General features: G+C 70.7%; 16 protein-coding genes and 4 pseudogenes. 13 read left to right on the top strand and 7 right to left on the bottom strand.

Going from position 1 to position 22,771, the window contains the following annotated elements; translation table 11 throughout:
• Nucleotides 1-14: 14 nt before the first annotated feature.
• On the top strand, nucleotides 15-869 hold the full coding sequence (locus ACFVYI_RS15710) for a formylglycine-generating enzyme family protein (protein WP_387885437.1): 855 nt from the start codon (nucleotides 15-17) through the stop codon (nucleotides 867-869).
• 446 nt (nucleotides 870-1,315) lie between these two features.
• Here ACFVYI_RS15710 and ACFVYI_RS15705 read toward each other — a convergent pair.
• Nucleotides 1,316-1,555: pseudogene (locus tag ACFVYI_RS15705) on the bottom strand (transposase); the annotation flags it as partial.
• Nucleotides 1,556-1,744: 189 nt separating this feature from the next.
• On the opposite strand from ACFVYI_RS15705, the gene ACFVYI_RS15700 reads away from it, so the two are divergent.
• Nucleotides 1,745-2,992, top strand: a complete 1,248-nt coding sequence (locus tag ACFVYI_RS15700) for a sensor histidine kinase (protein WP_387885435.1) — start codon at nucleotides 1,745-1,747, stop codon at nucleotides 2,990-2,992.
• A complete protein-coding gene (locus tag ACFVYI_RS15695; protein ID WP_387885433.1) occupies nucleotides 2,980-3,630 on the top strand; it encodes a response regulator in 651 nt (216 codons plus the stop codon). The genes ACFVYI_RS15700 and ACFVYI_RS15695 overlap by 13 nt, the downstream gene beginning before the upstream one ends.
• A 22-nt stretch (nucleotides 3,631-3,652) precedes the next feature.
• On the opposite strand, the gene ACFVYI_RS15690 is transcribed toward ACFVYI_RS15695, so the two are convergent.
• The gene (locus ACFVYI_RS15690; protein ID WP_387885431.1) at nucleotides 3,653-4,252 is read right to left on the bottom strand and encodes a tyrosine-type recombinase/integrase; all 600 of its coding nucleotides are present in this window, start codon (nucleotides 4,250-4,252) and stop codon (nucleotides 3,653-3,655) included.
• 574 nt (nucleotides 4,253-4,826) lie between these two features.
• Here ACFVYI_RS15690 and ACFVYI_RS15685 point away from each other — a divergent pair.
• From ACFVYI_RS15685 to ACFVYI_RS15665, 5 genes and pseudogenes are all read left to right on the top strand, one after another.
• Nucleotides 4,827-4,919 (top strand): annotated as a pseudogene (locus ACFVYI_RS15685) (family 1 glycosylhydrolase); the annotation flags it as partial.
• Nucleotides 4,910-6,568 carry a recombinase family protein gene (locus ACFVYI_RS15680; protein WP_387885428.1) on the top strand — a complete coding sequence of 553 codons (1,659 nt, stop codon included), beginning with the start codon at nucleotides 4,910-4,912 and terminating at the stop codon, nucleotides 6,566-6,568. The pseudogene ACFVYI_RS15685 and the gene ACFVYI_RS15680, both read left to right, overlap by 10 nt.
• Nucleotides 6,569-7,508: 940 nt before the next feature.
• Nucleotides 7,509-7,679, top strand: a pseudogene (locus ACFVYI_RS15675) (pirin family protein); the annotation flags it as partial.
• A 1,235-nt stretch (nucleotides 7,680-8,914) separates the two neighbouring features.
• Entirely contained in the window at nucleotides 8,915-9,556 is a 642-nt protein-coding gene (locus ACFVYI_RS15670) for a hypothetical protein (protein WP_387885426.1), read from the top strand.
• Between the two features lie 1,457 nt (nucleotides 9,557-11,013).
• On the top strand, nucleotides 11,014-11,481 hold the full coding sequence (locus ACFVYI_RS15665; protein ID WP_387885423.1) for a tail fiber domain-containing protein: 468 nt from the start codon (nucleotides 11,014-11,016) through the stop codon (nucleotides 11,479-11,481).
• 350 nt (nucleotides 11,482-11,831) lie between these two features.
• Here ACFVYI_RS15665 and ACFVYI_RS15660 read toward each other — a convergent pair whose 3' ends face one another.
• From ACFVYI_RS15660 to ACFVYI_RS15640, 5 genes are all read right to left on the bottom strand, one after another.
• Complete coding sequence (locus ACFVYI_RS15660; RefSeq protein WP_387885421.1) at nucleotides 11,832-12,758, bottom strand: ROK family protein; 927 nt, start codon at nucleotides 12,756-12,758, stop codon at nucleotides 11,832-11,834.
• The gene (locus ACFVYI_RS15655; protein WP_387885419.1) at nucleotides 12,755-13,846 is read right to left on the bottom strand and encodes a zinc-binding dehydrogenase; all 1,092 of its coding nucleotides are present in this window, start codon (nucleotides 13,844-13,846) and stop codon (nucleotides 12,755-12,757) included. The genes ACFVYI_RS15660 and ACFVYI_RS15655 overlap by 4 nt, the downstream gene beginning before the upstream one ends.
• Nucleotide 13,847: 1 nt before the next feature.
• Nucleotides 13,848-14,804 (bottom strand): inositol monophosphatase family protein, encoded by a 957-nt coding sequence (locus tag ACFVYI_RS15650; RefSeq protein ID WP_387885418.1) that lies wholly within the window; start codon nucleotides 14,802-14,804, stop codon nucleotides 13,848-13,850.
• Nucleotides 14,805-14,808: 4 nt separating this feature from the next.
• Nucleotides 14,809-16,077 (bottom strand): aspartate aminotransferase family protein, encoded by a 1,269-nt coding sequence (locus ACFVYI_RS15645; RefSeq protein WP_387885416.1) that lies wholly within the window; start codon nucleotides 16,075-16,077, stop codon nucleotides 14,809-14,811.
• A 680-nt stretch (nucleotides 16,078-16,757) separates the two neighbouring features.
• A complete protein-coding gene (locus ACFVYI_RS15640; RefSeq protein ID WP_387885489.1) occupies nucleotides 16,758-17,321 on the bottom strand; it encodes a hypothetical protein in 564 nt (187 codons plus the stop codon).
• On the opposite strand from ACFVYI_RS15640, the gene ACFVYI_RS15635 reads away from it, so the two are divergent.
• The 5 genes and pseudogenes from ACFVYI_RS15635 to ACFVYI_RS15615 all read left to right on the top strand — a co-directional run bounded on the left by ACFVYI_RS15635 (nucleotide 17,274) and on the right by ACFVYI_RS15615 (nucleotide 22,214).
• Entirely contained in the window at nucleotides 17,274-17,465 is a 192-nt protein-coding gene (locus ACFVYI_RS15635) for a PfkB family carbohydrate kinase (protein WP_387885414.1), read from the top strand. The two genes, ACFVYI_RS15640 and ACFVYI_RS15635, sit on opposite strands and share 48 nt — an antisense overlap.
• Nucleotides 17,466-17,732: 267 nt before the next feature.
• Nucleotides 17,733-18,995: pseudogene (locus ACFVYI_RS15630) on the top strand (HAD-IIB family hydrolase); the annotation flags it as partial.
• A gap of 181 nt (nucleotides 18,996-19,176) precedes the next feature.
• Nucleotides 19,177-20,100: a trehalose-6-phosphate synthase gene (locus tag ACFVYI_RS15625; protein ID WP_387885411.1), complete on the top strand. Its 924-nt coding sequence runs from the start codon at nucleotides 19,177-19,179 to the stop codon at nucleotides 20,098-20,100.
• Nucleotides 20,051-21,169: a hypothetical protein gene (locus ACFVYI_RS15620; RefSeq protein ID WP_387885408.1), complete on the top strand. Its 1,119-nt coding sequence runs from the start codon at nucleotides 20,051-20,053 to the stop codon at nucleotides 21,167-21,169. Before ACFVYI_RS15625 ends, ACFVYI_RS15620 begins: the two co-directional genes overlap by 50 nt.
• 40 nt (nucleotides 21,170-21,209) lie before the next feature.
• A complete protein-coding gene (locus ACFVYI_RS15615) occupies nucleotides 21,210-22,214 on the top strand; it encodes a TauD/TfdA family dioxygenase (protein WP_387885405.1) in 1,005 nt (334 codons plus the stop codon).
• Nucleotides 22,215-22,771: the final 557 nt, after the last annotated feature.

The following is a 22,771-nucleotide window of genomic DNA, read 5'->3' as shown; positions in this document are numbered from 1 at the left end:
GGTCCCGGGACGGCATGCTCCTCCTGCCCGGCGGCGAGTTCCTGATGGGCACCGACGACCGCGAAGGCTTCCCCGACGACGGCGAAGGACCCGTGCGCCGGGTCCGGCTCGACCCGTTCCTCATCGACGCCTGCGCGGTCACCAACGAGCAGTTCGCCGCGTTCACCGCCGACACCGGGTACCGGACCGACGCCGAACGCCTCGGCTGGTCCTACGTCTTCGCGCAGTTCCTCCCGGCCGCCCTGCGCCGCACCGCCGCACGAGTGGAGCGAACCCCCTGGTGGTGCGCCGTGACCGGGGCCGCCTGGGACCGCCCCGAGGGCCCGGGCAGCACGGTCGCCGACCGCGGCGACCACCCCGTCGTCCACGTCTCGTGGAACGACGCCCACGCCTACACCGCCTGGGCCGGCAAGCGCCTGCCCACCGAAGCGGAATGGGAGTACGCGGCCCGCGGCGGACTCGAACAGGCCCGCTACCCGTGGGGCGACGAACTCGACCCCGACGGCACCCACCGCTGCAACATCTGGCGCGGCACCTTCCCCACCAGGAACACCGCCGCGGACGGCTACCGCGCCACCGCCCCCGTCGACGCCTTCCAGCCGAACGGCTTCGGCCTGTACAACATGTCCGGCAACGTCTGGGAGTGGTGCGCCGACTGGTGGACCACCGACCACCCCACAGCCCGCCCCCTGGCCGGCCCCACCGGCCCCGCCACCGGAACAGCCAAGGTCATCCGCGGCGGCTCCCATATGTGCCACAAGTCCTACTGCAACCGCTACCGCGTCGCCGCCCGCAGCTCCAACACCCCCGACAGCTCCAGCGGCCACGCCGGCTTCCGCTGTGCCCGCAACGCCGCGCAGGCCCACTGACACACCGGTCCGCTCCACCCCGAAGCGCCGGAACGGAACCCATCACCGGGACAACCGAGACCCGCACCCACGACACCTCCCCGAGGGGCGGCAACATGGCGCGTCTGCTCAGCGAGCCCACGCACAGCAGCTTGAGCGCCGCTGTCCTGCTCCTCGACGGAGGCGGCCGGCAGCTGGGATTGCCCGAACGGTTCACCCCCCAGCGCCAGGCGCTCGCCTCCCACGGCGTCCTCGCCGCAAGCGCCGCTACCGGCTCATCGGCCACCGCGCCGACACTCTCCGACCGGCTTGAACGCAGACGCGGCCGCTTCCCTCTCGCCGCAGCACCTGGTCCGCCCCGGCGCGCCGCCCGCGATCGTCTTCCACGGAACGGCCGACACCCTCGTCCCGATCGACAGCATCCGTAGGTGGGCCTTGGTAGAGCGGGGCGGCGGTCGGCGGGGAGGGACGGCGTCCTGGTTGCCGAGGCGCTCGACCACGAAGTCCCGTATGTCGTCGCGGACTCCGTCGGCGTCCCAGGACGCGCGGCTGAGCAGGTGCTGCATACCGGCCGGACTGCTGTCACCGGCATGCTCCGCGATCGTCCAGCAGTTCTTCCGCGGCAACTCTGACAGCAGGCCCAGCACGAAGGCCCGTGCACTGCGACGTGGCTCGACCCGGGCGAACCGCCTCGCCACCCTCGCCATCAGGTCGTCGAACACCGGCTGCCACTGGGCCCGGTCTACCTGCCGGCGGCCAGCAGAAGCCGACCTGCCGACCCGAGATGCTGTCCGCCCACAGGCCGAGATCAAGATCTACAGCTGGTACTAGGTTCACCATGAGATCGGGTACAGGTTTCATGGCACCGTCCTCCTGCGGTGCCTTAGCGTCGTGCCATGACGATTCCAGCTGGACTGAGACGCACGGTCCGCCGGGCGCGGCGGGACACCGGCTTTCTTGCCGCTGGTGTGCTGCCGCACCTGGCGCTGGTGCCCGTGTGGGCCTGGGCGGCGGCGACTACCGCCAGGACGGGGAACTGGCTCCTTACGGTTTCCATGTCGGCCGCCCTGGTCCTGCTCGGCACCCCGGTGCTGACGGCCGTTCAGCGGGCTCGCTACCGGGTGCTCATCGGTGTGGACGTCCCCCGGCTCACCCCCACCGCGCCGGAGCAATGGACGTGGGCCTCGACCGCCCGGTGGCTCGCGGCGACGCGGCCTTGGCGCAAGATCGGCTACCACCTCCTGCTGGGCCCGCTGCTCGCGCTGCTGGAGCTGCTGGTGCTCGCGGTGGCAGCGGCGTGCCTGGCGGGCGTCATCGCCTGCGCCTGGTCATGGGCGCTGCCAACCGGAATCCGCCAGGACTGGTTCGGCTACCTGACCCAGCTGGCGGCTTACACAGCGGCTGGACTCCTCCTCCTGTGCGCCCTGCCCTGGACCGCGCGGGCAGTAGCCCGGGCCGAGGCGCGGCTGGCGTTGGTCCTGCTCGGGCCCAGCCGGGCGCAGCGGCTCCAGGAGCGGGTCGATCAGCTGGCCGTGAGCCGGACCGACTTGATCGAGGCCGTCGACGCGGAGCGCCGCCGGATCGAGCGCGACCTGCACGACGGCACCCAGCAGCGGTTGGTGTCTCTCGCGGTCAACCTGGGTCTGGCCATTGCCACCCGCCCGGACCTGCCGAGTGATGCCCGCGAGGTGATCGCGATTGCGCACCTGGAGGCGAAGGAGGCGATCGCCGAACTCAATGACCTGGTGCGGGGGCTGCACCCGGCCGTGCTCGAAGACCGAGGTCTGGACGCGGCGTTGTCCGGGCTGGCTGCCCGCACGCCCCTGCCGGTGCGGCTGCGGGTCAATCTGGAGGAGCGGGTGGCGCCCAAGGTGGAGTCAGTCGCGTACTTCGTGATCTCTGAGGCGCTGACCAATGCAACGAAGCACGCCAACGCGATGCATGCAGAGGTGATAGTCCGTCAGGTCGGCGAGGTGCTGCGAGTGCGCGTTACCGACGACGGGCTGGGCGGTGCCGACGCCACCGCCGGCACGGGGCTGACCGGGCTGGCCAAGCGGGTCGGCTCCCTCGACGGGGCCTTCCACGTCAGCAGCCCCGTTGGCGGGCCCACCACCATCACCGCGGAGCTGCCGTGCGCGCGGTGATCGCCGAGGATTCGGTGTTGTTGCGGGTCGGCCTGATCAAGGTGCTGGAGATGGGCGGGTTCCAGGTCGCCGCGGAAGCCGGCGACGCGGAGGGGCTGTTGGCGGCAGTGGCGGAGCACCGGCCCGAGCTCGCCTTGATCGACGTCCGGATGCCGCCCGGCTTCACCGACGAGGGGGTGCGGGCGGCGTTGGAGATCCGTCGGCGCTGGCCGGGGACGCCGGTGATGCTGCTTTCGCAGTACGTGGAGGAGCGGTACGCGGCTGACCTGCTGTCCGCGAACACCAGCGGTGTGGGCTACCTGCTCAAGCAGCGGGTTGCCGATGTCGCCGACTTCGTGGCGGCGGTCCGGCGAGTGGCGGACGGGGGCACGGCCCTGGACCCGCAGGTCGTCGCCCAGTTGCTGCTGCGGCGCGACAGCGACCCGTTCGCGCGGCTGACCCCCCGCGAACGGGAGGTGCTCGGCCTGATGGCCGAGGGGCGCTCCAATGCCGGCATCGCGCAGGTGCTGGTGGTCAGCGAGAGCGCCGTGGCGAAGCACATCAACAACATCTTCGCCAAGCTTGACCTGCCCGTGGTCGACGCGGACCACCGCCGCGTCCTGGCCGTGCTGCGGTTCCTCGGAGCGTCCCGGGCGTGACCTTCCCATCCGCGATCACGATCTACGGCTGGAGTACCGCCGCCGGGCAGCCCATGCCTACGCTGCCCGGCGCACTGATGGTGGGTCCCGTCCTGCTCACGCCGCCTGTCCGAAATTGCGACCGACGGCGGGGCCCGTCCAGCAGGCTGCCTGGGCGTCCGCGTGGTCGAGGGCGGTGGAGCGCCTTGACGGCTTCGTCGGCGGAGTCCTTGAGGAGGCGGCCGTAGAGGTTGATGGTGATGGCGAGGGTGGAGTGGCGCATGGTCTTGGAGACGACGGCGACGGGGATGTCTTCGGCGATCATGATGCTGGCGGCGGTGTGCCGCAGATCGTGCAGGCCGATCTTGGGGACGCCGGCTTCGGCGGTGCGCTTGCGGAGCTGGTCGAGGACCCACTGCGGCCGCAGGGGCAGGCCGTCGGGGCGGGCGAAGACGCGGCCTTTGCAGGGCGAGGATCTGGCCGCGGCACATTCCGGTGCCGAGCATGACCTCGGACAGGTCGGTGAGCCGGTCGGCGCCAGCACCTCCTTCTTCGCCGCCAGCCACTCCCGCAGGAAGCTCGCCACGGCGGTCCGGCGGTCCTCGTAGACCCCGCGCAGCTCACCGTCCAGCACAGCCCTCATCTCCCGGACCGCCTCCGCCCGGCTGGCGAAACCACCCCGACGGTGAGTACGGCGCCTCCCGTCCTCCCGCGCCAGGTCCACGCAGTACGTCCACCTCCCGTGATCCGCCTCCTCCAACAACCGCACACACCACGGACCCAACTGCCTCCCGCTCCCGTCCGTACAGCCACATCGCCGGTAGACCCGGTCACGCTGCGCACGCTGTCCCATGAGCTTCCTCCGTCTCCGAGTGGGGTGATCCCGGATTCAGGACTCGCCGGGCAGCTGGGCGTGGCGGCAGAGCGCGTGGGAGGGGGCGAGGCACGTCAGAACCAATCGGTAAGGACACGCTCAAGACGAGACACCGCCTGGAAGATCACCATCCGTAGCCGATGGGTAGTCGACCTTGATCCGCGCGAAGCGCCTCGGACAGAAGGCGGCGCTGCTGGAGGATCGTGGGGCGCTTCAAGCCGGCGCTGCTGGAGGTCCGCCAGATTGGTGTCACTCGCCGTGACCGGAGCCCTGGGGACCACCCAACAACCTCACCCCGGTGTGGCCCGCCTCCTCCTCGGAGGCCGACCTCGCCGCCGCCGAGGCCCACGACGCCCTCGCCGAGGCCGTCGCCCAAGGCGTCGACGTTCGCGGCTACTTCACCTGGTCCCTGATGGACAACTACGAGTGGGCGGAAGCCCGTCGAACGTACTGTCATTCGACGGCCGCGCCCAATCGCGGTCCTCCCGGAGGATCCGGTCCACGCCCGCGTACAACTACGAACCACCGATCAAGCACCCGTCGACGGACCCCGCCGACTGGCCCGAGGCGGATCTCTACCTCCGCAAGTCCAAGGTCGTCCGGGAGGGTGACAAGCGGGACATCACGTCGATCCGTGCGCAGGAGTCGGAGGGCCGGGAGTGGGCTGCGAGGAACCACTACCGCGTCCGCAAGGTCTGGGTCGACAACCTGTCCGCCTGGTCGGACGTCGCCCGTCCCGGGTTCGACAACGCGCTCACCGCCGTCCTCGACGACCAAGTGCCGGCCCTGTGGTGCTTTGCCCTTGACCGCTTCACGCGCAAGGGCATCGACGACATCGGACCGGTGCTGGGCAAGGCCCGGGTCATCTTCCACGGGGAGCGGCTCGACAGCTCCGACCCCAACGACCGCCGCTGGATCATCGACCGGGCCGAGCAGGCGCGGGAGTACTCGGAGCGTCTCATCTACAACATCCGTGTCACGAAGAAGAACCAGCTGAAGAACGGGCAGTGGTCGAGCAGTCCGCCGTACGGGACCGAGGCGACCAAGGACCGCAAGCTGACGACTGGGACGTACTGGTCGGTCGTGCTGCACATCTTCCGCAGCCTTGCCGATGGGATCAGCGCGCGCCTGCTCTGCAAAGCGCTGAACTCCGGGCCGAGTCCGATCTTGTCGCCCTCGGGTGGTGAATGGGGCGTGTCGACGATCTCCTACATGGTTCACAACCCCGTGTACGAGGGCTGGCAGACGATCAAGCATCCGAACGACGCTCGTACCCCCATCCCGTACCGGGATCAGAGCGGGGAGCGCGTACGGGTCTGGGCCGACAGTGCAGAACCCATCCCACGCGAACTCGCCGAGAGGGCACGGCGGATGCTCACTGCGGGCAACTTCCCGAACCGGGACGCCGTGGACAACCGCAAGCGGCACCTACTCACCGACACCACCCGGTGCGCCGGCTGCCGTAGCGCCGCGTCGGCCGACGGCCGTAATCACCTCTGCAACCGCCAGAAGGCCGGGCAGAGCTGCCCGGCGCCGGTCTCCGCCAGTCGCCACCTCCTGGAGGAGTGGGTGGTGGAAGCCTGGTTCTCCAGGTTGAACAGTGCAGACATCGAAGACCCCCTGCTGGTCATCGCAGCCGAGCGGTGGACCGGCTATCAGCAGCCGGAGAATGCCGCGAAGCTCGCCGACGCCGTCGCCGGCCTCGCGGAGGCGGAGGGCGTTGTCCGGCGTCTGGCAAAGCAGCAGGCCGACGGCTTCTTCGATCCGCCCTTCGACACCCACCTTCCCAAGCTCCAGAGTGAGGCCAGGGCCGCCTTGGTCGCTGCCAAGCAGAAGGTGGCCGATGTGACACCGAAGCGCCTCGATGTCAGCTGGCTTCTGGAGGACGAGGCCATCCGCAACGCGTGGGCAGACGCCGGCCACGAGCTGCGGCGGGAGTTGATCCGTCTTCTGGTACGGCGAGTGGTGGTCTCGAAGGGCCACCGCGGGATCCCGTTCGACGGCAAGTCCCGGGTCGAGATCCACTGGCTGGACGAGCCCGACCCCTGGATAGCACAGGAAGACCTGGCAGGAGCGCGAGGCTGACGAGCCGGTCACCGGCGGGCAGGACCTATTCGAGCGGGGCAGCGCGGTCGATGACTGCGCTGCGCGGTCCAGTGCCGGTGGTCGAGAGCCGGGCCGATCTATCAGCGAAGTCCGGCCAGGCCAAGCTGCGGCCTCTCCGGATCATTCGTGAGTCCTGCTCGACGGATTCTCGGAGGTCCCGATGCCCCTCGCTTCTCACCTTGGCCTTGGTCCTTCCTCCCGTCGTGAGGGTGTTCCTTGCGACCGACATGCCATCCCTGTGGTGGGACGGTTCCATTTGGGCGGACCTTCAACTGATCCAACCGCCGTAGAAGAGGGCTGGCGAGTCTCGATGTCATCAAGGTCGGCGGCAACGGCTCTGGCGCGATCGCTCGGTGCCGGCGCGGAGTCGACCTTGTCCTGGACCTCAGAGGCCTGCGAAGTGGTGACTCGCCGGGACCACTTCCCGATTGAACTCGACGGACCGGAGTCCCTGCATTTCAGGATGATCGCGCGAGGAGGACAAGGCGCGGATGCGTGTGACGGAACGCGGATGCTGGAGCCGGAGAGTGCCGCAGGGGCGATGTGCGGTTGCCCGCCCACCTGGAAGGAGCGCCGTGCGGCATCCAGGGCCGGCCGGGGCCCGAAGCCGGCGATCACCGTGAGGTTCCGTCTGGTCGAGGCGCCGGATGTCGGTTGGTTCGACCTGGAGTCATCTTCCTGGGCGTTGGTGGAAGAGGTCGAGTCGATGGCTGCAGCGCTGAAGGGGCATGGATGGCCAACGACAGCTTGTCTGAGTGTGGACCGGCTGGCGTTCACTACAACGAAGGGCGTGGACGTCGCTGGCCGACGCCCAAGGCTCCAGATTCCGCAGCCCAATCCGTGAACTGCGGGTCCCCGGCGATCGCCGGGGACCCCACACGGCGAGCCCTCGCCTCAAAGGCGAGTGGTCTGTAGGTAGCTGGTGATGTGGTGGGACTTCATCGGCCGCTCCGGTGATGAGATCGTACGGGCACGAAACGACTGGGAGAAGAGCTCGCGCTTCGGTGAAGTGCACGGCTACGACGGCGCCCGGCTGCGTGCGCCAGTGCTCCCCGACATCCCGCTGAAGGCACGTGGACGAGTGCGCTGACCTGGGAAGATGCTTCGAAGAAAGTATCTGTGCCCGTTATTGTCGATTGGACTGTTCCGGCATCGGAAGGGCAGCGGCAGAACGAGTTCCGCTTCCCGTGCTTGCCCCCTCGGGAGGCAAGGCGCGGGGCCCGTTGATTCTCAGGTCTACGCGCGTTTGGCAAGGTCTGCTCGTATCGATGCTGACCTTTTGCTGACTTTTCTGACTGATCGTCAGTGTCGAGTTGGCCTGGTTGGCCACCGCTTGACTGAGCCAGCCTCGCCCGAACTGACCGGGGAGCAGCCCAGTGGGGAGGAACACGGGGAGGCCGGCCGGATCGTGCGCCGAGTGCCTGGACTGGGGACCGGTCCCGGCGAGCGGGGTGTGCCCCGAGTGCGCGCAGGCGCGGCACCGGACAGGAGAGGGCGGCCCCTGGACGACTGGCAGGTGTCGGCGCTGCGGATGGCCGCAGGTCGTCGCTCGGGACGGAACCTGCCAGGCCTGCCTGCTTGCCCTGCGGCTCGGCGGAGACAAGGACCGGATGTGGGCGGAGCTTCGGCACACCCGCCTGCCGACCGGACGGGCCCGCCAGCTGGCGTTGCGCCTTCCCGGCCTCGCTCTGCCTGACGCCCGGCCGCTGCGCGGTGAAAGCCTGCGCCCACGTCGTGACATTCCCGTGTGGGTCCGAGCCCGATTCCTCGAACCCCGGCGGGACGACCCGATGCTGTGCCCGCCCCAGCTGCCGGGCCGGCTCGGCCTGTTCCACCCGCTGCGGCGGACGTTCACTGTCCGAGACGGCTCCCGGATCCGCGACCGGGACATCCCTGACCTCGCGGATGCCTTCGCCGCGCTGGAGGCGATGGCGGGCGAACGCCGGGCCGGTCATGGCCGCTTCGACCGCAAACGCCGTCTCGGGACGGCAACCCCACCATCTACAAGGCACGCATCCACGACGCGACACCCGGCTGGCCCACCGCGGCCGAGTCCCCCTGAACCCGCAAGGACAGGAACGGCCGTGCCAGGAGAATCCCACCACGAGCACTGCCCGTGCCGTGGCTGCTGACGATCCGTCCGCCTCGGACGCCTTCGCCAGCCGCGCCGGCAGGACGCTGTCCGAGGCGGCGGGCGTGGGGCGCGTCCCAATCGCCCGAGAGGGGGCTCGGCCGTGCCGCGGAACGGTGTGGCGCGTTGAGCAGATCCGCGGGCGCCTGCTGCGGTACCTGCGGCACCTCACCTCCCGTCCCCCGGAGCCTTGAATGAAAGCGGTCCGCTCGCGCCTGCTGCCCCTCGCCGTCGTGCTCCTGGCCGTGGTTGCCGCGCCCCCGGCAGCCGCGGCCCGGGCGAGCAACCGGGCGCCGGCTCCGGGCGCGCTCGCGCTGCGGGACGGTGAGATTCTCTACTGCCTCACCGACGGCGCCGCGGCCGCGTTGGACGGGGCGGGGATCGTCCTGGACGCCGTGGCCCCGGCGACCGTCCAGGGCGAAGGCGGCCGTGCGTGTGTGCGGATGCCGCTGCGTGCGGGCTACGTGCGGCTCGACCTGACGGGAAGGGTCGAGGCCGAGGGCGGCTTCGTGCTGCGGCGCACCGGTGACGGCAGGGCTGCGGCCTTCGAGGAGATCACCGGGACGGTAGGCCTCGACGGGGCCGGCACCGTCACCGCCCGCAGCCACGGCGCTGTCGCGCAGGTGCTGACCTTCACGAACGCCGGGATGGCGCTGACCCTGACCGAACTGCGCGGCCGCGACATGCCCCTGGCCCTCACCGCGGCGGGCGCCGACTCCCTCGCCCGCGACTTCGGCACCAGCCCCCTGCCCGCCGGCGCCGACCTCTTCACCGCCTCCGGGACCTTCCGCCTCCTGCCCGCCCTCACCGGCCCCGGCAGCGTGCTCCCGCTCTGACACCGGCGCACCCGCGCCGGCCTCCCCTCCCAGGGGTGACGGCCTCGTTCGGGTGATCCGCCCCCGGGGGCCCTTGTCCGCGGACGATGCGACGCCGATGTTCTTCGTGCCGGAACGGCTCGCCGTGCCCGTCCGGCGCCCCATCGGCATCCGCGCGGCACTTTCCGAAGGAGACCCACGATGGCGAACCAGGAACCCGCCCTGCAGCTGTGGAGCAACGTCGGCCGCACCGGTGACCCGATCCACTTCACCCCGGGCGACGACCAGGAGTGGTCGCTCTCCACCCCGTTCAAGGCCCACGCCGCGGTCAACGGCTCCCAGTACACCGCCGAGCTCTACACCCGCGCCGACGCCTCCGGGGAGCCCGCCGAGACCCTCGGCCAGGGCGAGGTCGCCGTCTTCCCGCTCGGCCACGAGGTCGGAGCGGTCCGGTTCATCGAGGAATGGCAGCGGCGTGGACTGACCCTCCGGGTGTGCGCGACAGCCCTTCGGCGACCGCGCACACCCGTCTCCCTTGCCCCGCCGACCGCCGTGCGGCCGTCATCGGCCACCGCCCCAGAACTCCGCCGCCCGGCCGGTCAGGCGGAGAGGAACGGGAGCGGGGGGATCTCCGGGATGTCCGGCGGGTCCGGGATCGGAAGAACTGTGAACGACGGGGGATCAGCGAGCCGGGCCGCTGCCGAACCAGCCGGCACGGCAGCGGCCGAACCGGCCGCGGTCAGGAGGCCAACCACCGTAAGGCAGGCAGCGGCGACCGCAGTACTCATATGCATGGCACTCCAGGAGATCTCGTCGAGGACAGCCGTGGCGGTCGCCCCGGCACATTCCCATGCGACCACAGCTGCCCGGAGGCACCGCTGCGCGACGCGCACTGCGCGGCCCGGTCCCACCGGCCGGCTGCACACGACCAAAGTGTCCGTCCACGCAATCAAGCAACTCGTAGGCGGACGGCAACAACTGGAAACCCGTTGGTGCCATGGTGCTTGGAAGCTGCCTTGGTCCAGCGGGTTTGCCGTGAGCATCCTTCAAGATGATACGAACTCGCCGGTTTCCCTTGGCCGGGGATGCGGTGGTTGTGGTTGCCGACTGCGGGTACGGCCTGATTCCGTGGATGGAGGGGAGCCACCAGCCCAGTCCGGCTCTCTCGATCGGTCAGGCTGCCGCGCTCGGCGTTCTTCTGGGGCGGATTCATCGGAGCTTGAACGGTGAGCGGATGGCCGGCTGGCAGGCTACGACGCCGTCCTGCTCGGTGACGGCGTTCACACACCGGCCAGCGCGCATGGAGCGATCACCGTCGGGGACGACGGCAGCCTTCTCTTCAGCGACCGTGGACTGAAGAAGGACGTCATCCCGGTCGACTGGAGCCGATAGAGGTGCGCGTCTTCCGCCGCCGCTCCCGGACGGCTGACCACAACACCCCGACTCGTCGTCCGGCCGGAGCGCGGGAGAGTGGCGCGGTGACCCCGGTCAGTGCGGTCAACGGCTTCACGGTCCTGGAGACCGTGGCGGCGCTGCCCGTCAGCACCTGGCGCTACCTGTGGGAGTCCGAAGACGTGCGCCACCTCGGGCCGATGGCCCAGGACTGGCACGCCGCTTTCGGCTTCAACCGGGACGACACCACCATCCCCGTCGTCGACGGTCTCGGCGTCTCCCTGGTGTGCATCCAGGCCCTCAACCGCCGTATCGACGAACTGACCGCCGAAGTCGGCCGCCTCGGCGAGAGCGCCGAAGGCTCACCACAGGACGGTGCGCGCGCGGACACCGGCCGGCCCTGCGCGTCCTTCGCCGACCCGCCCACGTTCGATCATCCCGCTGGAGACACTGTGAGGTTCCCCGCAGGCAGGGCCATCTCGGCCGTTGCCGTCGCGCTCGCGCCGGCGGCAGCCGGCCCCGCTCCCCGCCGGGCGCCGGCACGACGGTCGTGAACAGCGCGCTCGAACCTGGCGGACAACCTCAGGACCTTCCCCTGTTCCCGGGCCCAGAGCTGATGGTGGCTTCCGTGACGATCGATCGATTCGTCGTCGGGGTGCGCGTGCACCAGGAGCAGTCGTCGGCTCGGAAGTCGGGGAGCTGCGCTCTTGTCTTCCGGCATGTTGTCGATGTCCTGCCCTGACTGTTGACGGGATCCACCCGGATCGGAGTCCGGGTGCGGCCGGGGTCACTCGGTGGGCCGGTTCTTCGGGATGCTGCCGTGTGGCGCATCGAAGGGCCGGCCCCGTGTCCGTCGGCGGGATTCCGGTGAACCCGGCCCGGACGCGTTGCGCCCAGGCCGGGTTCAGGACTTCGGGCGCTCCTGCGACGGCCTGCCCTCGTGAGCCTGGATCGCCAGGACGAGGGCTCCGGCAGGCCCGGCCAGTGGGCCGAGTGCCGCAGGGGCGACGAAGTCGTCCGAGGCGTGCTCGGGCAGCGTCGGGTACCCCGCCAGTTCCTCGGACAGCTTGGAGCGGAGCAGCGGGAACAGGCCCGGCAGCGCGGCGACGCTGCCGCCGACGACGATGCGCTGCGGCGCGATCGTGTAGACGATGTTGCGCAGCCCCGCTGCCAGGTAGGCCGCCTCAAGTTCGAGCGCCCGGTCCAACTCGTCGCCGTCCAACTGTTCCGCGGGTCTTCCCCAGCGGGCGGCGACGGCGGCTCCGCCGGCCAGCCCTTCCAGGCAGTCGCCGTGGTACGGGCAGGCACCCGGGAAGGCGTCGCCGGGCCGGCGGCCCACCACGAGGTGTCCCATCTCCGGATGGCCCAGGCCGTGGACGACGCTTCCGTCGATCACGGCACCCGCGCCGACGCCGGTGCCGACGGTCATGTAGACGTACGAGTCGAGGCCGGCGGCGGCTCCCCAGCGGCCTTCGCCGAGTGCTGCGCCGTTGACGTCGGTGTCGAATCCGACCGGCACACCGAGCGCGTCCCGTACGGGGCCGACCACGTCGACGTCCTGCCAGCCCGGTTTGGGGCTGGTGGTGACGAATCCGTACCGCTGGTGCGATCGGCGCAGCTCCACCGGGCCGAAGGACGCGATTCCGATGGCGTCGAGCGGGCCCGCCTCCTCCACGGCTTCCTGGAAGAAGGAGATCACCTGGGCCAGGGTCTCCTTCGGCTCCCCGGTGGTGATGCGGGTGCGGGCGGTGATGTCGTCGGGGCTGGATCCGATCAGACAGACGGTCTTGGTGCCGCCTGTCTCGATCGCCCCGAACCGCTCTCGTCTCACGTGTTCTCCCGGGTTTCGTCGACGGGCCAGCCCTGCGCGTCCAGGCGGCCCGATGAGGAGCGCAGCACGGTCTTCATGGCACGGTAGCCGGGGCCCGCCGCGCCGCCGGGCAGGACGCCGTCCAGTGAGGCGAAGGCCTCCGGGTACGCCTCCAGCGGGAACTCGTGGGTGACCAGCGACTCCGGTCGGAGCTCGGCGGCGTGGGCGATGGCCGAGGGGAAGACCGCCCCGCGGTAGTCGCCGGCGCCGATGATGCTGATGCCGTGGTTGGTCAGGTGGAGTGGTGAGAGGGTCGCCCGGTGGGCGTTGTTGAAGCCCATGACGACGATCCGGCCGCCGTCGTCCACCAGCCTGATCGCGTCTTCGAGGGCGACCCCGGTGGTGTCGATCACCAGGCTCGGAAGCTGCCCGCCGGTGGCGGTCCGAACCGTGTCCGGGGTGGCACCCGCAGAGGTGTCCAGGACGTGCCGGAACCGCCGGCCCGCTTCGGCCAGGCGGTAGGCGTCGGTTTCGCAGACCACCGTCCGCCGGGCGGTGCGTTCGGCCAGCAGGGCGCACAGGCTTCCGATGGGGCCTGCGCCGAGGACGAGCACCACGTCGTCGGCGGTCATGGCGCCGGCGCGCAGATTGCTGAGGCAGCAGGCGATCGGCTCGATGAGCACCGCGTCGCGAAAGCCCAGGGTCCGGGGCAGCGGGTGGACGAACCGTTCGGGCAGGACGGTGTAGTCGGCGAAGGTACCGTCGCGGTCGACGCCCACCTCCGTTCCGCGCTTGTTGCGGCAGTGGTTGGTGGCGCCGCGCCGACACTGTTCGCAGAGGCCGCAGTAGAGGGTCGGGTCGATGACCACCCGGTCGCCCTCGCTGACCGACCGGACGGCCGGGCCGCAGGCGTCGACGATGCCGACCGACTCGTGGCCGAGGATCACGCCGGGTTCGGCCGGGAAGTGCCCGAGCAGGATCTTGCGGTCGGTCCCGCAGATTCCGCTGCCGATCACGCGGACGCGGACATCGTCCGGTGCCGTGAGCGTGGGAATGGGACGTTCCTGGAGCTCTGCCTTGCCCGGCCCCAGATAGACCAGTGCGCGCATCTCACCCTCCCGTGCCCTGTGCGGCGGCGCGGGCCGTCGCTTCCTTGGGGTTCCAGTCGATTGCGTCGAGCAGCTTGCGGTGCAGTTCCGGTGTGGAGGCCGCCACGCAGGAGCGCTGGTTGCCGACGCCGAGGTCGGTCAGGTAGGTGTCGGCCAGTGAGTTCCCGTAGGCGTCGGTGATGACCACCCCGGCCTTCTCGGCCAGCAGGACGGAGGCGGCGATGTCATAGGGGAACAGGTGCAGGACATGGCCGTTGCCGACCTGCCGGAATGCCTCCAGCAGTTGTGGGTGGTCGCGCAGCAGGCGGTTGCCGATGTCGACGTAGGCGTCGAGCTGTCCGGTGATGAGCCGGGAGATGGAGTACGAGGCGCTGCTGAAGACGAACACGGCGCCGGTGTTGGCGGAGGCATCGATGAGATGGCCGTACGCGCCGGTCATCAGCTGCGCCGGATGGCCGTTGAACTCGATCGACCAGAACATCCGGGACAGCTCGGTGGTGCCGCTGAGTGCGGGGACGGGGTGGTCGTAGCCACCCGCGACGATGCCCGGCCGGTCGCGCTCCGCGTAGAGGAATGCGCCGCTCTTCACCTCGGTGAGCAGTGCGTACTCCACGTCGGCGATGCGCGGGCGGTCGGTGAGGCGGGCGACGGCGATCGAGACGGTGGCCATCTCCAGCCCGGCCGCGGCGGGGCGGGTTCCGTCGATGGGGTCGACGATGAGGAGGTGCTCGGGGTGGTCGCCGTAGTGCTGCAGACCGCGGTCCTCGGAGTAGACGGCCATCGGCAGCCCGTGCTGTGCGACGTAGGTCCGGACGGCTTCCTCGGCCACTTCGTCGATGCCGAACTGGGCGTCGCCGCCCGGTGAGTGGCCGGTCGCCCGCCGTCGCGCGGCCAGGCCGTCGCCGGCCGTCGCCTGCCGCCTGACGTGTTCGGCCAGTCCCAGGAGATAGTCCTTCATTCCCTCATCCCGTCACCGTGCTGAGAAGCTGGTCGAGTTGGTCGCAGAGCACATCGGCCTCCGCAGGTGTGATGATCAACGGGGGCCTGATCTTGATGACGTTGCCCCGTCCGTAGCGCGAACTGCGCAGGATCAGGCCGTGTTCCATGCTGCGGGTGACGAGAGCCTGGGTGAGTGCCGCGTCGGGGCGTCCCGCGGCGTCCTCGATCTCGATGCCGATCATCAGGCCGAGCCCGCGGATGTCGCCGATGCAGGGGTGCTTGGTCTGCAGGTCGGCCAGCCGTTCCATGATCTTGGTGCCGACGGTGCGGACGTTCTCCAGGAAGCCGGGCCGGCCGATGACCTCCAGCGTCTTGGCGGCCGCGGCGGCGGCCAGGACGTTGGCTCCGTAGGTGAACGAGTGGTGGTTGCCGTCCAGGCCGTCCAGTCGGCTGCTGGTGAGGATGGCCGCGACCTGGGCGCCCGAGCCTCCCAGTCCCTTTGCCGTGGTGATGGCGTCCGGTTGCACGTCGAAGTGCTCGGCGGCGAACATCCGGCCGACCCGGCCGATCCCCGTCTGGATCTCGTCGAAGATCAGCATGATGCCGTGCTCGTCGCACAGTCGGCGCAGCGCCTGGAGGTAGCCGTCCGGGGGCACGATGTTGCCTCCGCTGCCGGACACGGGCTCCACCACGATGCAGGCCACGCTGCCCGAACTGGCGTGCTCGATGAAGTCGTTGATGCGTTCCGCGCACATCAGGCCGCAGCGGTCGGGGTGCTGGCCGTAGAAGCAGCGGTGGCAGTACGGGTCGGGCACGTGCAGCACGCCGGGGTACAGGTGGGGGTAGGGCTCTTTACGGTATGCCTCGCCCGCCATGGACGCCGTCATCAGGCTCTGCCCGTGGTGGCTCCGGAACAGTGTGATCACGTCCCGTCGGCCGGTGGCCTGCTGGGCCATCTTGACCGCGCCCTCGACTGCGGTGGAGCCGCCGGAGACCTTCAGGTGCACCTTGCCGATGTTCTCGGGTGAGACGTCCACGAGCCGCCGGACGAGCTCGTTCACCGGATCGGACTGGAAGGAGGAAGTGACATGGATCAGTCGGTCGGCCTGGTCCTTCATGGCCGCGACGACCTCGGGATGCGAGTAGCCGAGGCTGAGGTTGAAGGTCCCGGATGCGCAGTCGAGGTACTTTCGCCCGTCGGTGTCGTAGAGGTGTATGCCTTCCCCGTGGTCCATCCGGTGATCGCCGACCTGGTAGTAGATCAGGTCTCGGGCGCTGGCGGAGTCTGTCATGTGCCGTTTCGTTTCCCTTCCCTGCGAGTCCGTCCGACGCTTCACCCCGAGCAGGTGGTCAGCGATCGGTTCCCGGACTCTGGCGGTGGCCCGGAACGTCCGGACACGACGGCGTGCAGATGCTTGAGCGCGGAGGCTTCCAGGAGGTCGGGCAGTGACTGGCGGTGGCCGGCGAGGCGTTCCAGGAACGTGGCCAGCGACAGCAGGTGGATGGAGTCCCAGCCGGGAAGCGCGTCGAGCGGCCGGGCGGTGTCGTCGTCCGCGGCAGGACTCCGTGGCCCGTGACGGCGACGGTTGCCACGGGAGTTCCGGGATGATGACGCAGGACCTCGTCTGCGGAAACCCCGGCCAGTAGTCGTCCGGCGCGCATCAACTCCGTTCTGTCCAGGCCGGCCAGGCGCTGTTGGACGGCCGGGTACTCGGCAGCGACCCGTCCTGTGCGGTGCGGACCGAAGAACTCCGCGGTGCCCGTTGGCTCGGGTGTGTTCACGGACCGATTCCTGGCCAGGCCCGGGGCGGGGCAAACCCGGCCCCGCGCTCGCTGGTCGAACGGCTCTACTGTTCTGGCCATTTGGCATTTGCCGTGCCGCCGCCTGTGCGTCACCGGAACGGCGCATCGCCGCCGAGGGCGGCCATCAGCAGTGTCGGTGCGGTGGGGGCGGCGCCCGGTGCCGCCTCGATCAGCTGTCGGGGGCCGTGGCGAGCGCTTCGGCGGCGGCCGCGATCCACGGGCCGGGGTCCGGGCAGTGGCGGGCGAGTGAGTCCGCCGCTTCGGTGATGCCTGGGGCAATGGATGCCTGGCGGACCAGGCCGAGTACTGTCTCGGCGGCTCGCTGGTCACCGATCCGACCGAGCGCGAGTGCGGCCTCGGTCCGATGGAGCGGGGCATGTCCTCGATGGTGTGCGGAGACCCAGGCTCGGTCGGTGTCGGTGATCTCATCGTCGACCCAGGCGAACGAACGCCCTGCTGCCCAGTGGGCAGGAGTGCGGGTTTCCCAGTGCAGCCCGCTCCGCTCGTCATGCTCATCGGCGTCGGACGGCTCCGGCCAGTGCACCACGGCCAACTGCGGCAGCCCGATCCGTGGCGCGATGCACTCGTTCGCGTCGGCCGTCCATGTGGTGGCCCGGACCGGCTCGGTACGGTAGCGCCGCCAGCCGGGGCCCGTGCTCGGGATTGATCCGTCCCGGTCGACGTCGTGGACACCACCGGGGCCGGAGACTGCTTCGACGCCGGCTTCGTGCATGCCCTCCTCGCGGGCAAGCAGCTTCCCGACTGCCTCGCCGCCGCTGTCGCCTGCGGTGCGGCCGCCACGGCCGGCCCGGGCTCCAGTCGCGCGCTCGACTCCGCCGGGCTGCGGCAGTGGCTGGCCCGCGTCCCTTGTCCCTGACCGCCCCAAGCAGCCGGCGTACCGTCAGAGGCCGCTTTCACGTCGGGTGGTGGGCAGGAGAACCTGCGTGTCACCCACGGTGGCAATCCCCATTCACTCGGTGATCTGTTCGTGTTAACGTCCGATGATCCTGACCTGAGATGCGCTCCGGCCCAGCTGCTGGGGCGCATCTCCACGCGGAGACGGCGAGGGGGCGCAGGTGCGGCAGGGGCGGCGACGAGCGGACCCAGGACAGCTTCAGCCCCACATCGCCGAAGGGGGCATCGGATGAGAATTCTGGTCACCGACCTGGACGGCACGCTGCTGGGCGGCGACCGGGCCGACCGTCGCCGCCTGCACGCCGCGCTGGCCCGCCACCCGGAGGTGGCCGTGGTCTTCGCGACCGGCCGCGGGTTGCCCTCGGTGCGCGAGGTGCTGCGGGACCCGCTGGTGCCAAGGCCGCGTTGGATCATCGCGGAGGTGGGGGCGAGCGTCATCGACGGCGCGGACCTGACCCCGGCCGAGGCCCTGCAGAGCAGGCTGCGCAACGGCTGGCCCGGAGCACGGCGGGTCCGCGCCGCGTTACGCCACCTCCCAGGCCTGGCATACCAGCACGGCGTGGCCCAGGACGGCCGCTGCTCGTTCCACCTGCGCCCCGAACAGCTCACCGAGGAGATCACCGACTCGGTGCGTGCACTGGGCTGCACCTGGCTGTACTCCGCGGACCGCTACTTCGACGTCCTGCCGCCGGGCGCGAGCAAGGGCGCCGCGCTGGCGGCGCTGGCCGCCGAGCAGCACTGGCCGATGTCGTCGATCCTGGTCGCCGGCGACTCGCTCAACGACCTGTCGCTGTTCGGCCTCGGCGCACACGGTGTGATCGTCGGCAACGCGGAGCCCGCACTGCTCGAAGCCCTGCCCGAGGACGCCACAGTCCACCGGCCCGACCGACCGGGCGCCGCCGGCATCCTGTCGGCCCTTCAGGAACTCGGCTGGGTGGAACGCGAGTACCCGCTCGTCGTCGGCTACCACCGGCCACCGGTGCATTGGACCCCCGGCGGCTGGCGACCACCCGCCAGCCCCAACGGCATCCTGCCCACACTGCGCAGCCTGTTCACCGCGAACCCGCAGGCCGTCTGGAGCACCGCCGCAGTCCTTGACCCTGACGCGCACCCGGCTCCCCTGGAGCGGCACGACACCGGACTGCCGCTGTCCTTCGTGCCGTTGAGCCCCGCCGAGTGGGCCGGATACTTCCATCGGGCCTGCAAGGAGACGCTCTGGCCGGTGCTGATGTCCCAGCCGCGGCGGCTGCGTTTCGACCCCGAGGCCTGGACCCGCTACCGCGACGTCAACGCCCGCTTCGCCGACCACATCAGCGCCCGCGCCGCACCGGGTGCCACTGTCTGGCTGCACGACTACAACCTGTGGCTCGTCCCCGGCCTGCTCCGCCCGGCCCGTCCCGACCTACGGGTCGGCCTGTTCCACCACACCCCCTTCCCGCCGCCGGACGTCTTCGCCGCGCTCCCCACCGCCACGGAGATCCTCGCTTCCCTGGGCTGCCTGGACTGGGCCGGTTTCCACACCGAGGCCTTCGCCGAGCACTTCCGCCAAGCCCTCGCCGAAGCGCCCAGCCCGCCTCGGGTGGGCGTGCATCCGCTGGGCATCGAACCGCGACGTCATCGCGACGATGGCCCGTGCCCGCCGGCCCCAGGCCGGCCCGGCGGACGGGGCGTTGGTGCTCTCCGTCGAGCGCCTGGACTACGCCAAGGCCCCTGTACAGAAGGTCGAGGCCATCGCGGCGCTGCTCGGCCGCCGCCCGGAGCTGCGCGGACGGCTGCGGTTCCGCCTGGTGTGCCCACCCCCCGAGGCCGGCATCACCTCCTACGACACGACCCGGCAACTGCTGGAGCGCCGCATCAGCGAGGTGAACCGCGCCTGGGGCGGCGGCGGTTGGCAGCCCATCGAGTACCTGCCCCGCAGCCTGCCGTTCACCGAGGTGATCGACCACTACCTGGCGGCCGACGTGTTCTGGGTGACCTCCCTGCAGGACGGGATGAACCTGACCGCGAAGGAGTTCGTCGCCGCCCAGCGCGCTGCCAACCGCTCCGGCGTGCTGGTGCTCTCCCGCCACACTGGCGCTGCCTCCCAGCTCGGCACCGCGGCACTGCTCACCGATCCCCACTCACCGGCCGACCTCGTCGACACCCTGCACCAAGCCCTGACGCTCGCTCCCGAAGAACGCCGGATCCGGCTGGAACGCCTCGCCGACCTCCTCGGACACCACCACCTCGCAGACTGGGCCGCCGACATCACCACCGCCATCCGCAGCCACGGTGACCCTCGGCGAGGCCCACAGGACCCTGACCGATCCCACTCGAGTGACACCGACGCGCCGGCTGCCGGACGGTTTCCCGTCGGCGGGAGGGGCGGGCGATTGCGTGGGGCACGGCAGGGGCCGGGGATGGGGACTCACGTGCTGGCGAGCAGTTGCGGGGCGAGGGTTTCCCGGCCCGCCGTCACTGGCCCTGCGGGTCGACTCCGATGCACCCACGGGAATGATCTTGTTGATCGGGGTTTGTTTGGCGTGTTCCTGGCAAACCATTTCAACCATGGACTTGTTGCCGGTCGCCGGTCATCCTGCTGTCGCTGTCTTCCGTGAGCCCTGCGGCGGGCGGCCTGTTCCGGGGCTGGGCCCGGGGGTCGATGCCGCGGCGAGGCGGGCCGCGCGTGTGCTCGCCGCGGTGGCGACCCATGCCGGACCCGTTGAGCGGGCCGTTGGGCTGCGCCAGGCGGCCGCGGTTTCCGGTGAGTTGGTGGCCGCGCTGTCGGCGCTGGCTCCGGCCGTGGCCGGTGAGAGTCTGCCGGCGGAGTCGATCAGTCAGTCGTACTTCCGGGTCCGTGAGGCGGAACTGTCGGACCAGCAGGCCGCCCTGCACGGCGCCCTGGTCCTCCACCGCGGCCTGGAGGACCTCTGCGATGCCCCGCTGTCCGGTGCCGATCTGGCGCTGGAGACGGCCGCGATGCAGCAGTCGGTGTTCGATCTCACCGGCGCGGCGCCGGATGCCGCCCCAGGCACTCTCCCGTCGGTCGCCGCCTCCGAGCCCGGTGCGGGGGCCTCGTCGGAGAGTGTGTGGAGCGCCCGGTGGCTCATCGGGCACCAGGTCCATGTCCTGTTCAACATCGGCGCCGCGGTCGCCGTGGCCGACGCCACCAACCATCTGCGGCACGGCGACCGCGATGCCGCTCTGCTGCGGCTGGCGGACGCGACGGTGTATGTGCGCGGATTCCCGGCGGCCATGACCCACGCCAGCACGATCCCGGCCGACCACTACATGGCGGAGATACGCCACACCATGGCACCCCCGTCGGTCGACGTCCCGTTGAGCGGACGCCAGCACCGCGGATACAAGCTGTTCCGGGCCGCGATGAAGGACCTGCTGTCGGTGGTCCCCGAATCCTACGAGCAACTGGCTTCCCATGAGCCTGAGTTGGCCGAGGCGCGGGGTGCTCTTCTGGAAGCCGACATCGTCGACGGTGAACGGCACGTCACCCTCGCCTACTCGATGGTGCATCTGCGTCGTTCCATCGCCCAGAAAGCCGAGGGCCCCGACAACGCCGTCGCCGAACTACGGCTCATGCGCCACCGCCGCGCGGCCCAGTACGCTCCCCTGATCCGATTCGGGGACCACTACGTCGCCGACGCGGTGGGCCGCCTTCGCCACACGTGAGCCCGTACCTCCGCTGCCCACACCCCGGCAGGAGACCCCCATGCCCGAGACAACACCCGCCGCCACCGCAAGCCCCACCGCCGCCGACTGGACCCTGGACCCGGCCGACGCCGACACCTGCGAGCAACTGGCCCGAGACCTGTGCACCGGCGGGCCCGACCACGTCGACAGCCCCGAGTGGGTGGCGCGCGCCCGCGACGCCTGGGAAGACCTCCCGCCACGGCTGCGCCGTGGGATGAGCCGGTTCCGAAGGCACTCCGGCCCGCACGGCGCCCTGGTGATCGGCGGCCTGCCCGTCGATCAGGCGGCCCTGCCCGCGACACCGACCGTACCCGGCTCGGTCCAGCGCCGGGCCGCCGTCCCGGCCGCGCTGCTCACCATGGTGGCCTGCGGGCTCGGCGAGCCGCTCGCCTACCTGGCCGAGAAATCCGGCGCCCTCGTCCAGGACGTCGTCCCCGTACCCGGGCAGGAGACCTTTCACGGCAACGCCGGAGCGGTGCCGCTGTCCTTCCACACCGAGAACGGCTTCCACCCCCACCCACCCGACTATGTGATCTTCCTGTGCCTGCGCGCCGACCACGACCGGATCGCCGGCATGCGCGTCGCCGGCCTCCGCCAGGCCCTGCCGCTCCTCTCCCCGGCCGCCCGCCAGGCCCTGTTCGCACCGGAGTTCATCACCACCCCACCACCCTCCTTCGGCCCGGACGCCACGAGCCGGCCCGCTGCCGAGCCCCGGCCCGTGCTGTCGGGAGCAGCCGAGGACCCCGACATCCGCATGGCCCAACTCGTCACCACCCCGCTCACCTCCCGGGCCACCGCCGCCTTGACCGAATTCGGCCGCGCCTGCGAGGCGACCGCGCGCACGCTGCGCCTCACCCCCGGCGACCTGGTCGTCATCGACAACCGCGTCACCGTCCACGGCCGCACCGCCTTCCGCCCCCGCTACGACGGAGCGGACCGCTGGCTGCAACGCACCTACGTGACCACCGACCTGCGCCGCTCCCGCGACCACCGCCCCCACGACGGCCACGTACTCGCCCGCTGAACAGCCTGGAGAGCGGGAACCGCCCCCTTGGCGCCGTTCCATGGGGATCGTGGGAGAGGGCCGGTCGGGAGAGTCGGCTCTGCGGGAGCCCGCGTGACGCCGTGTGCCTGACCCGGCCGCACCGCCGTCGCGGGCGCCGCCGAGGTCCGCGACCGCCCGGTCCAGCATCGCGGTCACGAAGGCTCCGGGTTCCACCAGGCACACCCGCACTCGCCCATGAGGATTCTGGTCCTGGGCGGCGGTTGGTTCCTGGTCCGACCATCGTGACAGGTGCACTGGGGAGGGGCTGGGAGAGGTGGCCACGTTCACCCGGGGTCGGTCCGGTAGCCCCGTGCCCGGAGCGACCGCGCTTCACGGTGATCGGGAGCAGCCGGAGGACCGCGCCCGGTTGGCCGCGCACGGCCCCTGGGACGCGAGGATTGACACCTGCGCCTCGTCGCTCGGCCCGCGCGACGTGTTTACCGGCGCCGGGCCTTGGAACCGGTCGTCGGCCGTTATGTGTACGTCTCGACGGTGGCGGTGTACGAGGGCTGGCCCATCGAGCCTTTGAGTGGCGA

The organism is Kitasatospora sp. NPDC058218 (assembly GCF_042882445.1).
In the GTDB taxonomy this organism is placed as follows: domain Bacteria; phylum Actinomycetota; class Actinomycetes; order Streptomycetales; family Streptomycetaceae; genus Kitasatospora.
The sequence above is the reverse complement of the archived record's forward strand: the minus strand, read 5'-3'. Positions and strand labels throughout refer to the sequence as shown.